Origin of the sequence: Polaromonas sp. YR568 (genome assembly GCF_943369415.1) — a bacterium.
GTDB lineage: Bacteria > Pseudomonadota > Gammaproteobacteria > Burkholderiales > Burkholderiaceae_C > Polaromonas.
Map to the genome: position 1 here is coordinate 52196 of NZ_CALRNF020000001.1, position 12211 is coordinate 64406.

The following is a 12211-nucleotide window of genomic DNA, read 5'->3' on the forward strand; positions in this document are numbered from 1 at the left end:
GTATTTAACCAGCAGGCGCCGCGGAACCAGCTTTGCCGGGCCGCAGGCGCCGCCCCCCTGAAAGGGGGGGAGCAGCCTACACGAAGTGAGCCTGGACGGGGGTTATTGGAGAGCTTGTACCCCGGCGACGAGCCAGCCGCTCCCGCCGCTGCGCGGCTTGGTCATGTTCCAGACTTCGCGGAAGGGGCTGGCGCCGGCGGAGGCGTCTTCGCGGATCATGCCGGAGAACTCCACGCTGGCCATGTAGACGTCGCTGAGTTCCTCGATGCCGAGCAGCTGGGCGTCCAGCATCACGACTTCGGTCTTGTTGACCTGGCCGCCGGTGTGCGATTCGCGGTCGGCGAGCTGGGTCTTGATCTGCTCGAGCATGTCGTCCGTCATCATGGCGCGCAGGTTCTGGATATCGGAGCGGTCCCAAGCGTCCTGCAGCGTGACGAAGTTGGCCTTGCTGGCCTTGAGGAAGCCTTCGGCGTCAAACCCGGCCGGAACGCCCCAGGACTGCGAACCCAGCAGGGCCGAGCCGATCATGGAGCCCCCAGCGGCGGGTGCGGCCGCATCGTATTTGTTGGCGTCGAAAGCCATGCTGCTGCGTTCCCAGGGACGCGCGGAGGCATCGTTACCCACGTTTTCGGGGCTGTAGTTCTTGGGGGTGGTGGCATTGCCCGCGCCCTGGAAGGCAAACGGCGCCTGGTCGCGCACGGGCGCCCCGGCCGCGCCGCCCTTGAGCTTGCGCATGACAAAACCGATCACCACCATGACCACCAGCGCCAGCAGGGCGAACATGATGATCTGGCCGAAAGCGCCGCCCAGGCCCAGCGACGAGGCCAGCCAGGCCAGGCCCAGGCCCGCGGCCAGGCCGCCGAGCATCGCGCCCCAGGGACGCTTGGGCGCCTGCGCGGGCGCCGCGGCGGGCGTGGCCGGCTTGGCGGCGGAATTGGTCGCGGAGTTGGCGCCGCCCGGCGCGGCTTCGCGTTGCGTGACGTTGGACGACTGTTTGCCGAACGACTTGCCGCCGCCCAGGCGCTTGGCCTCGGCCGACGTGCCTGCCAGGGCCATGACCGTGACCAGCACGGCGGAAAGAATTGCGGACCAGATTTTCGTTTTCATATCGTCTCCTTAATCACACTCAACACTCAGCACTCAATTACGGCAATGACGGTTCAATGCTTCAGCACTTGATTCCAACATGCAATGCCACTACCCCGCCCGTCATGTTGTGATAGTCCACATGGCCGAAACCACCTTTATGCATGAGGGCTTTGAGTTCGTCCTGGCTGGGGTGCATGCGGATCGACTCGGCGAGGTACTGGTAGCTCGAGTCGTCGTTGGCCACCAGCTTGCCCAGCCGGGGCAGGACCTTGAAGGAATACCAGTCGTAAATTTTTTCCAGCGGTTTGGCCACCTTGGAGAATTCCAGCACCAGCAGCTTGCCGCCGGGCTTGAGCACGCGGTTCATCTCGCGCAGCGCGTCTTCCTTGTGCGTCATGTTGCGCAGGCCGAAGGCGACGGTCACCACGTCGAAGCTGGCATCGGGAAAAGGCAGGTGTTCGGCGTCGCAGACCAGCGTCGGCAGGCTCACGCCGGCGTCCAGCAGGCGGTTGCGGCCTTCGCGCAGCATGGCTTCGTTGATGTCGGTGTGCACCACGCGCCCGGTGCTGCCGACCTTGGGGGCAAAGGCCAGCGCCAGGTCGCCGGTGCCGCCGGCGATGTCCAGGACCTGCTGGCCCTCTTTGACGTTGGCCACCAGCACCGTGTAGGCCTTCCAGGCGCGGTGCAGGCCCATGGACATCAGGTCGTTCATCACGTCGTACTTGGGCGCGACGGAATCGAAGACGCCGCGCACACGGCGCGCCTTGTCCTGCTCGTCGACGGATTCAAAACCGAAATGGGTGCTGCTCATGCGCCAATGCTAGAGGGCAAAGCGCGGATTGATCCCGACAACCCTGGGCCGACATAGGGCATTGCCGGTTTATTGCGGGCTTTTATGCTGGAAAAACAACAGTGCCGCAACATGGGCATTCGCAGCACCGGCACGGCGCGGCGACAGCCTTCGCGCCGCTCGCGTGATCAGTGGCTGGCGCAGCCGTGGCCGCCGGCTTCGGGCATGGGCGCATCGCGGTCCATGCCGGCCGCTTGCAGGCGCCGCTCGTAGTCGTCCCAGAGCCGGCTTTGCTCGGCGCCCAGTCGGTAGAGGTAGTCCCAGGAAAAAATCCCGCTCTGGTGGCCGTCGGAAAACACCGGTTTGACCGCGTAGTTCCCGATGGATTCGAGCTCGACCACGTCGACTTCACGCTTGCCGGTCTGCAGGATTTCCTGCCCCGGGCCGTGGCCCTGCACCTCGGCGGACGGCGAATAGATGCGCATCAGTTCGAACGGAATGCGGAACCCGGCGCCGTCGGAGAAAGTAATTTCAAGAACTCGCGACTGGCTGTGAACCGTCAGCGCCGTGGGTGTCGGGGAACCGGGTTGAAGGCCTGCCATGGGACGATCACTTTCTGAGGGAAAAAGGCCGGACGCATCCGGCCTTCATGGTTTTGGCAATAAGCCCGTTGACATCGAAGCCTCAGCCGGCCTAGACCAGCACCCGCTCGATGCCGCCGTGGTTGGCCGCCTCCACATAAGCCGGCAGCCATTCCTTGCCCAGGATCTGGTTGGCCATTTCCACGACGATGTAGTCGGCTTCGAGCAGGCCGTTCTGCAGGTCGTCGCCGTAGCGCGAGAGCCCTTGCAGGCAGCTCGGGCAGCTGGTGAGGATCTTGACGTTGCCGCTTTCGGCGACCGCGCCCGACTCCCGCAGCGTGGCTTCGCCCTTGCGCAGCTCTTCTTCCTTGCGAAAGCGGATCTGCGTGGAGATGTCGGGCCGGGTGACGCCCAGCGTGCCGGACTCGCCGCAGCAGCGGTCGTTCTTGAGCACGTTGTCGCCCAGCAGCGCCTTGACGGTCTTCATCGGCTCCTGCAGCTTCATCGGGCTGTGGCAGGGGTCGTGGTACAGGTAACCCGCGCCGGGCTGGTCGGTGCGCAGGGTGATGCCTTTTTCGAGCAGGTACTCATGGATGTCGATGATGCGGCTGCCCGGAAATATCTTGTCGAACTCATAACCCTGCAACTGGTCGTAGCAGGTGCCGCAGCTGACCACCACGGTCTTGATGTCCAGGTAGTTCAGCGTGTTGGCCACGCGGTGGAACAGCACCCGGTTGTCGGTGATGATTTTTTCGGCCTTGTCGAACTGGCCGCTGCCGCGCTGCGGGTAGCCGCAGCACAAGTAACCCGGCGGCAGCACGGTCTGCACGCCCGCGTGCCAGAGCATGGCCTGCGTCGCCAGGCCCACCTGGCTGAACAGGCGCTCGGAGCCGCAACCGGGGAAATAGAACACGGCTTCGGTTTCCGCCGTGGTGCTTTTCGGGTTGCGGATGATGGGGACGTAATCCTTGTCCTCGATGTCCAGCAGCGCGCGCGCGGTCTTCTTGGGCAGGCCGCCCGGCATCTTCTTGTTGATGAAGTGGATGACCTGCTCTTTGACGGGCGATTTGCCGACGGTCGCCGGCGGCAGGGCCGTTTGCTTGCGCGCCAGCCGGCGCAGCAGGTCGTTGGCCAGGCGCTGGGCCTTGAAACCCACGCCCACCATGGCGCCGCGCATGAACTTGATGGTCTGCGGGCTGGTCGCGTTCAGGAAAATCATCGCGGCGGCGTTGCCGGGCCGGAAAGACTTCTGTCCCATCTTGCGCAGCAGGTTGCGCATGTTCATCGAGACTTCGCCGAAGTCGATGTCCACCGGGCAGGGCGTGAGGCACTTGTGGCAGACCGTGCAGTGGTCGGCCACGTCCTCGAACTCTTCCCAGTGCTTGATGCTCACGCCGCGCCGGGTCTGCTCTTCGTAGAGGAACGCCTCCACCAGCAGCGAGGTCGCCAGGATCTTGTTGCGCGGGCTGTACAGCAGGTTGGCGCGCGGCACGTGGGTGGCGCACACCGGCTTGCACTTGCCGCAGCGCAGGCAGTCCTTCACGCTGTCGGCGATGGCGCCTATGTCGGACTGCTGCATGATCAGCGACTCGTGCCCCATCAGGCCGAAGCTGGGGGTGTAGGCATTGGTCAGATCGGCCTGAAGCCCCTGCCCTTCCCTGCCCAGGTGGCCCTGGTTCCGCAGCAGCTTGCCTTTGTTGAAGCGACCTTCCGGGTCGACCTTCTGCTTGTACTCGGTGAAGGGCCGCAACTCCTCGTCGGTCAGGAACTCCAGCTTGGTGATGCCGATGCCGTGTTCGCCGGAAATCACGCCGTCCAGCGAACGGGCCAGCACCATGATGCGCGCCACGGCCTCGTGCGCGGTCTGCAGCATCTCGTAGTCGTCGCTGTTGACGGGCAGGTTGGTGTGCACGTTGCCGTCGCCGGCATGCATGTGCAGCGCCGCCCAGACGCGGCCCTTGAGCACGCGCTTGTGGATGGCCGTGCATTCCTCGAGGATGGGCAAAAACGCGCCGCCCGAGAAGATCGCCTGCAGCGGCGCGCGGATCTGCGTCTTCCAGCTGGCGCGCAGCGAATGGTCCTGCAACTGCGGGAACAAGGTGGCCACGCCTTGCAGCCAGCCGGACCAGAGCGTGCGCACCTCGGCCACCAGCGCCAGCGCCTGGCCGACGCGGTCTTCGAGCAGTTCGGCCGAGGGAATGTCGTTGGCGTCGTCCGACTTGCCCAGGGGCAGGCTGCCCTTGAGGAAGAAAGCTTCCAGTTCGTCGCACAGCTTGATCTTGTTGCGCAGGCTCAGCTCGATGTTGATCTGTTCGATGCCGTCGGTGTACTCGGCCATGCGCGGCAGCGGGATGACCACGTCTTCATTGATCTTGAAGGCGTTGGTGTGCTTGGAGATGGCCGCCGTGCGCTTGCGGTCCAGCCAGAATTTCTTGCGCGCTTCGGCGCTGATGGCGATGAAACCTTCGCCGCTGCGCGAGTTGGCGATGCGCACGATCTCGCTGGTGGCGCGGGCCACCACGTCGGCGTCGTCGCCGGCGATGTCGCCGATCAGCACCATCTTGGGCAGGCCGCCGCGCTTGGACTTGGTGGCGTAGCCGACGGCGCGCAGGTAACGGTCGTCCAGGTGCTCAAGGCCGGCCAGGATGGCGCCGCCGCGCTTTTGCTCGGCGAACATGAAGTCCTTGATTTCGACGATGCTGGGAACGGCGTCCTTGGCGTTGCCGAAGAATTCCATGCAGACGGTGCGCGTGTGCGCCGGCATGCGGTGCACGATCCAGCGCGCGCTGGTGATCAGGCCGTCGCAGCCTTCCTTCTGGATGCCGGGCAGGCCGCTGAGGAATTTGTCGGTGACGTCCTTGCCCAGCCCTTCCTTGCGGAAGGATTTGCCGGGGATGTCGAGCCGCTCGCGGCGCAGCGGCGTCTTGCCGTCGGCCTCGAAATACTGCAGCTCGAAGCTGGCCATGTCGGCGTCGTGGATCTTGCCCAGGTTGTGGCCCACACGCGTGACTTCCAGCCAGGTCGCGTCAGGCGTGACCATGCGCCAGGAGGCCAGGTTGTCCAGCGCCGTGCCCCACAGCACGGCTTTCTTGCCGCCCGCGTTCATCGCGATGTTGCCGCCTATGCAGGAGGCTTCGGCGGAGGTCGGGTCGACCGCGAACACAAAGCCGCCGCGCTCGGCGGCATCGGCCACGCGCTGGGTGACCACGCCGGCTTCGGTCCAGATGGTGGCGACCTGTGTTTCAAGGCCAGGCAGCGAGACCATTTCGACCTCGGTCATGGCCTCGAGCTTTTCGGTGTTGATGACGGCCGACTTCCAGGTGAGCGGAATCGCCCCGCCGGTGTAGCCGGTGCCGCCGCCACGCGGGACTATGGTCAGGCCCAGTTCGATGCAGGCCTTGACCAGGCCGGCCATTTCGACTTCGGTGTCGGGTGTGAGGACCACAAAGGGGTATTCGACGCGCCAGTCGGTCGCGTCAGTGACGTGCGAGACCCGCGAAAGGCCGTCGAACTTGATGTTGTCCTTGAGGGTCAGCTTGCGCAGCTTGCGTTCGGTCAGGCGGCGCAGGTCGTACATCTCGCTGAAGGAGGTGTAGAAGCGCGCGACGGCGCCGCGGGCGGCGTCCAGCAGTTCACCGACGATGGCGTCGCGCTGCGGGTCGGCGTCCGGCGTGCGGCGTTTTTCCACTTCGGTCAGGCGGTGCTGCAGCGCGTCGACCAGCAGCTTGCGCCGCTTGGGGTTGTCCAGCAGGTCGTCCTGCAGATAGGGGTTGCGCTGCACCACCCAGACGTCGCCCAGTACTTCATAGAGCATGCGCGCGGAGCGGCCGGTGCGGCGCTCGTCGCGAAGGCGGTTCAGCAGGTCCCATGCCCGTTCGCCGAGCAGGCGTATGACCACTTCGCGATCGGAGAAGGAGGTGTAGTTGTAGGGAATCTCGCGGATGCGGGCTTCGCCGGCCTTTGCGTCGTCGGCAAAGACATGGAGTTCTTGGAGTGTAGTAGGGGCGTTCATCGTGAAAAGCCAGCGGCTTCAGACCGTGTCCAGCGCTGTTGCCCTATATTACCGCAGCGCACCATTTGCAGCCGTGGCCGCACCTGTCTTGGGCGAATCTTAAGTTATCTTATGGAAATCCCGCTTGTCGGGAGCGCCTCAAATCGCTTAAATCCGTCTGTCACAAACAGTTCCTAGACTGTCCCGTTTAACTTGGCGCGCCCCGCGCGTGCCCAATTCCCAGGAGTTTTGATGAAAAAACGTCTTTCCGCGTTTGCCTTTGCGGCCCTAGGCCTTTGCGTGCCTTTGGCCGGCCAGGCGCAGACCGAGATCCAGTGGTGGCATTCCATGACAGCCGTCAACGGCGAGTGGGTCAACGACCTGGCCAAGCAGTTCAATGAAAGCCAGAAGGAATACAAGGTCGTACCCACTTTCAAGGGCACCTACGACGAATCCATGACGGCCTCCATCGCGGCCTTCCGCGCCGGCAACGCGCCCCACATCCTGCAGGTGTTTGAAGTCGGCACCGCCACGATGCAAGCCAGCAAGGGGGCCATCGTCCCGGTCGGCAAGATCATGCAGGACGCCGGAGAAAAGTTCGACCCGAAAGCCTACATACCCGCTGTCGCCGGCTACTACACCGCGCCGAACGGCCAGATGCTGAGCTTCCCGTTCAACAGCTCCACCACCATCTTCTATTTCAACAAGGACGCCTTCAAGGCCGCGGGCCTGCCGACCGACAAGGCGCCCGTCACCTGGCCTGAGGTCGTCAACGCAGCCGCCAAACTGAAGGCATCCGGCCACAAGTGCCCCTTCACGACCGCCTGGCAGAACTGGACGCAGGTGGAGAGCTTCTCGGCCTGGCACAACGTCGAATTCGCCACCAAAGCCAACGGCCTGCAAGGCCTGGATGCGCGCCTGAAGGTGGATTCGCCGCTGCACATTCGCCACATCGAAAACCTGGCCAACATGGCCAAGCAGGGCCTCTTTGTCTACAAGGGCCGCGGCAACGTGCCGGAAGCCAGCTTCGTGTCGGGCGAGTGCGCCATGATCAACACATCGTCGGGCTTCTACGGCAACGTGGCCAAGAACGCCAAGTTCGCCTACGGCCTGGCCCCGCTGCCTTATTACCAGGACGTTCCCGGCGCGCCGCAGAACACCGTGATCGGCGGCGCCAGCCTCTGGGTCATGTCGGGCAAAAAGCCTGCCGAATACAAAGGCGTTGCCAAGTTCTTCAGCTTCATCTCGACGCCTGAAGTGCAGTCGGCCAGCCACAAGCGCACGGGTTACCTGCCCGTCACGATGGCTTCGTACGACTTGACCGAAAAGTCCGGTTTCTACAAACAGAACCCGGGCACCGACGTCGCGGTCACGCAGATGATCCGCAAGGTCACGGACAAGAGCCGCGGCATCCGCCTGGGCAACTACGTGCAGATCCGCGCGATCGAGGACGAGGAACTCGAACAGGTGTGGAACGGCAAAAAGACCGCCAAGGAAGCGCTGGAGTCCATCGTCAAGCGCGGCAACGAGCAGCTCGAGCGCTTCCAGAAGGCCAACAAGGGCGGCTGATCGCCCACGAGACAGAGCAAGCCCGCCCGCCGGGCTACACTCGGCCCGCCTGAATCCCTCTTCCAGATAAGAGACGGCCAGGCGGGTTTTTATGTTTAAGCGCCCCCAAGTTTCTGCCCATTGAAGGCCCTATGGAAAAACGCGTTGTCTTTAAATCCAGCTGGCTGCCCTGGCTGCTGCTGCTGCCGCAAATGGCGGTCATCCTGGTGTTCTTCTTCTGGCCCGCCGCGCAGGCGCTGCTGCAGTCGCTGCAGCAGCAGGACCCCTTCGGCACCTCCGTCGAGTTCGTCGGCCTGGCCAACTTCAGGCAGTTGCTGGACGATCCGAGCTATGTCGAGTCCTTCAAGACCACCGCTTTCTTCTCGGTGATGGTGGCCGGCCTCGGCATCAGCCTGTCGCTGGTGCTGGCGGTGTTTGCCGACCGCATCACGCGCGGCGGCATGTTCTACAAAACGATGCTGGTGCTGCCTTATGCAGTCGCCCCGGCCGTGGCGGCCGTGCTGTGGGTCTTCATGTTCTCGCCCTCGCTGGGCGTGGTGGCCTATGCGCTGGGCAAGATAGGTATCAACTGGAACCACCTGCTCGATTCGGGCCATGCCATGACGCTGATCGTGATGGCTTCGGTGTGGAAGCAGATTTCCTACAACTTCCTGTTTTTCCTGGCGGGCCTGCAGTCCATTCCCAAATCTCTGATCGAGGCCGCTGCGATCGACGGCGCGAAACCCTGGCGCCGCTTCTGGACCATCCAGTTCCCGCTGCTGTCGCCGACGACCTTCTTCCTGCTGGTCATCAATGTGGTCTACGCCTTCTTCGACACCTTCGCGATCGTCGACGCCGCCACGCAGGGCGGCCCCGGCAAGGACACGGCCATCCTGGTCTACAAGGTGTATTACGACGGCTTCAAGGCCATGGACCTGGGCGGCTCGGCCGCGCAGTCAGTGGTGCTGATGGTGATCGTGGTCGCGCTGACCGTGATCCAGTTCCGTTACGTCGAGAAAAAGGTTCAATACTGATGTTCTCTAAAACACACGTGAATTTCTGGTCAGCCGGGGCCGCGGAACTGGCTTTGCCAGGCCGCAGGCGCAGCGGCCCCTTTACCCGTGCAAGGGGCAGGGCGTTGCCGCAGGCTCGCAGTGAGCAACCGTGGGGGTCATATCATGGTTGAAAAACGCGGCACCCATGGCATTCTTGCTCATGTGATCGTGATTCTGGGCGTCCTCATCGTCGCCTTTCCCCTCTACCTGGCGTTTGTGGCCTCGACCCATACGGCGCAGGAAATCGTGCAGGCGCCCATGCCGCTGCTGCCGGGCACGAACATGCTCGACAGCTACAAGGCGGCGCTGTTCGGGCGCGAGTCCGCGGCCGGCTCCAATGCGCCGGTGGCGCACATGATGTGGGTCAGCTTCGTCACGGCGATGGTGATCGCCATCGGCAAGATCACCATCTCGCTGCTGTCGGCATTTGCCATCGTGTACTTCCGCTTTCCCTTCAAGAAAACCTGCTTCTGGGCCATCTTCGTCACCCTGATGCTGCCGGTGGAGGTGCGGATACTGCCGACCTACAAGGTGCTGTCGGACCTGAACATGCTCAATACCTATGCGGGCCTGACGGTGCCGCTGATCGCCTCGGCCACGGCGACCTTCCTGTTCCGCCAGTTCTTCCTGACGGTGCCTGAAGAACTGACGGAAGCCTCGCGCATGGACGGCGCCAGCCCCATGCGCTTTTTCTTCGACGTGCTGCTGCCGCTGTCCAAGACCTCGATCGCGGCACTCTTCGTGATCCAGTTCATTTACGGCTGGAACCAATACCTCTGGCCGCTGCTGGCCACGACCAGCGAAGACATGTACCCGGTGGTCGTGGGCATCAAGCGCATGATCGCCGGCGGCGACGGCCAGAACGAATGGAACGTGGTCATGGCCACCGCCATCCTGGCGATGCTGCCGCCCGCCCTGGTGGTGGTGCTGATGCAGAAATGGTTCGTCAAGGGCCTGGTCGACACCGAGAAATAAAAGAAACACGCAAGCAAGACAAGACGGAACACAACTATGGCATCCCTTTCATTCAACAACGTCATCAAGCGCTACGGCTCCGGCAAGGACGCGCTGCAGGTGCTGCACGGCGTGAACGCCGAAATCGCCGACCACGAGTTCATCGTTATCGTCGGGCCCTCGGGCTGCGGCAAATCCACCCTGCTGCGCATGGTGGCCGGGCTGGAAGAGGTCAGCGACGGGCAGATCTCCATAGGCGGCAAGGTCGTCAACGAGCTGGAACCCTCCGAGCGAGACATCGCCATGGTGTTCCAGAACTACGCGCTCTACCCGCACATGAGCGTGTTCGACAACATGGCCTACGGCCTGAAGATCGCCAAGGTGCCCAAGGACGAGATCAAGACGCGCGTCGACAAGGCCGCCAGGATCCTGGAGCTGGGCCACCTGCTGGACCGCAAGCCCCGCGCGCTCTCGGGCGGGCAGCGCCAGCGCGTGGCCATGGGCCGTGCCATCGTGCGCCAGCCTCAAGTGTTCCTATTCGACGAACCCCTGTCCAACCTGGACGCCAAGCTGCGCGTACAGACGCGCCTGGAAATCCAGAAACTGCACCGCGAGCTCGGCATCACCTCGCTCTTCGTCACCCACGACCAGGTCGAGGCCATGACGCTGGCCCAGCGCATGATGGTGATGAACGCCGGCCGCATGGAGCAGTTCGGCACGCCCGAAGAGGTCTACAACCGCCCCGCCACCACCTTTGTGGCCAGCTTCATGGGCTCGCCGCCCATGAACCTGCTCAAGCAGGCGCCCAATGCCGACTTCGGCGGCAAGCCCGGCGCCATCCTGGGCATACGACCCGAGCATCTCCAGGTGGGCGCCACCGGCTGGGCCGTGCAGGTCGACACCATTGAAATGCTGGGCGCCGAACGCCTGGTGTACTGCCGCATGGGCGAGGAATTCCTGATCGTGCGCACCGACGAAAGCCTGTCGATAGCGCCCGAGATCGGCGCGACCATCCACGTCACGCCGCGCGCGGACCGCCTGCACTGGTTTGACGCCGAGACCGGCAAACGGCTGTAATTCCCGCCATGACGAATCCCGTATCCGCCACCCACTGGCCCTATCCCCGCTGGGTGGCGCACCGCGGCGCCGGCAAGCTGGCCCCCGAAAACACCCTGGCCGCCTTCATGGTGGGCGCCAGCCACGGCTACCGGATGTTTGAGTGCGACGTGAAGCTCAGCGCCGATGACGTCCCGTTTTTGCTGCACGACGCCACGCTGGAGCGCACCAGCAACGGCAAGGGCGTGGCCGGCGAACTCAGTTGGGAGGCACTGGCGAAGCTGGATGCGGGTGCGTGGCATTCGCCGGCCTTTGCCGCTGAAGGCCTGGCCAGCTTTGAGCGCATTGCCCGCTTTTGCCTGGACAAGGGCTATTTCCTGAATATCGAGATCAAGCCCACGCCGGGCGCGGAAAGCCATACCGGCACCGTGGTGGCCAACGAGGCCGTCCGGCTGTGGCATGGCCAAGCCGTTCCCCCGCTGCTGACGTCTTTCCAGCCGCTGTCGCTGGAGGCGGCCCAGGCGACACAACCGCAGTTGCCGCGCGGCCTGCTGCTCGACCAGCTTCCCGTCAACTGGCTGGAAACGGCCACCCGGCTGGGCTGCGTGGCGATTGTCTGCAACCACAAGCTGTGGAATGCGGACACGGTGGCGCAGGCCAAAAAAGCCGGCTTCAAGTTGTTGAGCTACACGGTGAACGACGAGGCCAACGTGCAAAGGCTGCTGGCATTGGGGACTGACGGCATCATCACGGACGCCGTGAACGTTTTCAAGCCTGACTAGGCTTTCCAGGCGCCTGTCAGCACCCACTGGCACAGCGACGCGCCGGCCACCATCGCGGCATAGGTCAGCATCTTCCCGTCATGGCCGAAAACCAGCAGGCCGGCGACCAACACCGCAACATTCACGGCAAAAACAATGGCCGCCTGCGCCCACCATGTGGCGGCCATGGGCGTTTTGGACCGGAAGACACCGCCAAAGACGCGGCTGGACAGCACCAGCAGCAAGGCGACGGCGGCGGCCGGCAAAACAAAATTAAGCAGGTGATTGGCCAGCAGGTAAAAGGTCATGCGCTTGCGGATGGTGGGGAAAATCCCCGGGGAAGGCGCCGACACAGCGCCAAAACAGGCCCCCAAAAGGGGCTATCA

At 63.7% G+C, this 12211-nt stretch carries 10 protein-coding genes; 5 read left to right on the forward strand and 5 right to left on the reverse strand.

Annotated elements, in window-relative coordinates; all coding sequences use genetic code 11:
- Positions 1–102: 102 nt before the first annotated feature.
- The 4 genes from ACLV74_RS00270 to ACLV74_RS00285 all read right to left on the reverse strand — a co-directional run bounded on the left by ACLV74_RS00270 (position 103) and on the right by ACLV74_RS00285 (position 6472).
- Positions 103–1107 carry a Tim44 domain-containing protein gene (locus ACLV74_RS00270; RefSeq protein ID WP_411877358.1) on the reverse strand — a complete coding sequence of 335 codons (1005 nt, stop codon included), beginning with the start codon at positions 1105–1107 and terminating at the stop codon, positions 103–105.
- A gap of 61 nt (positions 1108–1168) precedes the next feature.
- On the reverse strand, positions 1169–1900 hold the full coding sequence (ubiE, locus tag ACLV74_RS00275) for a bifunctional demethylmenaquinone methyltransferase/2-methoxy-6-polyprenyl-1,4-benzoquinol methylase UbiE (RefSeq protein ID WP_411877359.1): 732 nt from the start codon (positions 1898–1900) through the stop codon (positions 1169–1171).
- Positions 1901–2067: 167 nt separating this feature from the next.
- Complete coding sequence (locus ACLV74_RS00280; protein ID WP_411877360.1) at positions 2068–2481, reverse strand: gamma-butyrobetaine hydroxylase-like domain-containing protein; 414 nt, start codon at positions 2479–2481, stop codon at positions 2068–2070.
- 91 nt (positions 2482–2572) lie between these two features.
- Positions 2573–6472 carry a DUF3683 domain-containing protein gene (locus tag ACLV74_RS00285; RefSeq protein ID WP_411877361.1) on the reverse strand — a complete coding sequence of 1300 codons (3900 nt, stop codon included), beginning with the start codon at positions 6470–6472 and terminating at the stop codon, positions 2573–2575.
- Between the two features lie 231 nt (positions 6473–6703).
- Between ACLV74_RS00285 and ugpB the strand changes: the two genes are divergently transcribed.
- From ugpB to ugpQ, 5 genes are all read left to right on the forward strand, one after another.
- Positions 6704–8020, forward strand: a complete 1317-nt coding sequence (gene ugpB / locus ACLV74_RS00290; protein ID WP_411877362.1) for a sn-glycerol-3-phosphate ABC transporter substrate-binding protein UgpB — start codon at positions 6704–6706, stop codon at positions 8018–8020.
- Between the two features lie 131 nt (positions 8021–8151).
- On the forward strand, positions 8152–9033 hold the full coding sequence (ugpA, locus tag ACLV74_RS00295) for a sn-glycerol-3-phosphate ABC transporter permease UgpA (RefSeq protein WP_411877363.1): 882 nt from the start codon (positions 8152–8154) through the stop codon (positions 9031–9033).
- A 144-nt stretch (positions 9034–9177) separates the two neighbouring features.
- Positions 9178–10029 (forward strand): sn-glycerol-3-phosphate ABC transporter permease UgpE, encoded by an 852-nt coding sequence (ugpE, locus tag ACLV74_RS00300; protein WP_411877364.1) that lies wholly within the window; start codon positions 9178–9180, stop codon positions 10027–10029.
- Positions 10030–10065: 36 nt separating this feature from the next.
- The gene (locus tag ACLV74_RS00305) at positions 10066–11085 is read left to right on the forward strand and encodes a sn-glycerol-3-phosphate import ATP-binding protein UgpC (protein WP_411877365.1); all 1020 of its coding nucleotides are present in this window, start codon (positions 10066–10068) and stop codon (positions 11083–11085) included.
- An 8-nt stretch (positions 11086–11093) separates the two neighbouring features.
- Positions 11094–11846, forward strand: coding sequence for a glycerophosphodiester phosphodiesterase (ugpQ, locus tag ACLV74_RS00310; protein ID WP_411877366.1), 753 nt, complete (start codon positions 11094–11096; stop codon positions 11844–11846).
- Here ugpQ and ACLV74_RS00315 read toward each other — a convergent pair.
- Positions 11843–12133, reverse strand: a complete 291-nt coding sequence (locus ACLV74_RS00315; protein ID WP_411877367.1) for a hypothetical protein — start codon at positions 12131–12133, stop codon at positions 11843–11845. The two genes, ugpQ and ACLV74_RS00315, sit on opposite strands and share 4 nt — an antisense overlap.
- Positions 12134–12211 lie beyond the last annotated feature (78 nt).

What these genes read in the sequence shown, in the direction of transcription:
- ACLV74_RS00305 (WP_411877365.1), top strand. Translation starts at nt 10,066, where the DNA reads ATGGCATCCCTTTCATTCAACAACGTCATCAAGCGCTACGGCTCCGGC.
- ugpQ (WP_411877366.1), top strand. Translation starts at nt 11,094, where the DNA reads ATGACGAATCCCGTATCCGCCACCCACTGGCCCTATCCCCGCTGGGTG.
- ACLV74_RS00285 (WP_411877361.1), bottom strand. Translation starts at nt 6,472, where the DNA reads ATGAACGCCCCTACTACACTCCAAGAACTCCATGTCTTTGCCGACGAC.
- ACLV74_RS00280 (WP_411877360.1), bottom strand. Translation starts at nt 2,481, where the DNA reads ATGGCAGGCCTTCAACCCGGTTCCCCGACACCCACGGCGCTGACGGTT.
- ugpB (WP_411877362.1), top strand. Translation starts at nt 6,704, where the DNA reads ATGAAAAAACGTCTTTCCGCGTTTGCCTTTGCGGCCCTAGGCCTTTGC.
- ACLV74_RS00315 (WP_411877367.1), bottom strand. Translation starts at nt 12,133, where the DNA reads ATGACCTTTTACCTGCTGGCCAATCACCTGCTTAATTTTGTTTTGCCG.
- ubiE (WP_411877359.1), bottom strand. Translation starts at nt 1,900, where the DNA reads ATGAGCAGCACCCATTTCGGTTTTGAATCCGTCGACGAGCAGGACAAG.
- ACLV74_RS00270 (WP_411877358.1), bottom strand. Translation starts at nt 1,107, where the DNA reads ATGAAAACGAAAATCTGGTCCGCAATTCTTTCCGCCGTGCTGGTCACG.
- ugpA (WP_411877363.1), top strand. Translation starts at nt 8,152, where the DNA reads ATGGAAAAACGCGTTGTCTTTAAATCCAGCTGGCTGCCCTGGCTGCTG.
- ugpE (WP_411877364.1), top strand. Translation starts at nt 9,178, where the DNA reads ATGGTTGAAAAACGCGGCACCCATGGCATTCTTGCTCATGTGATCGTG.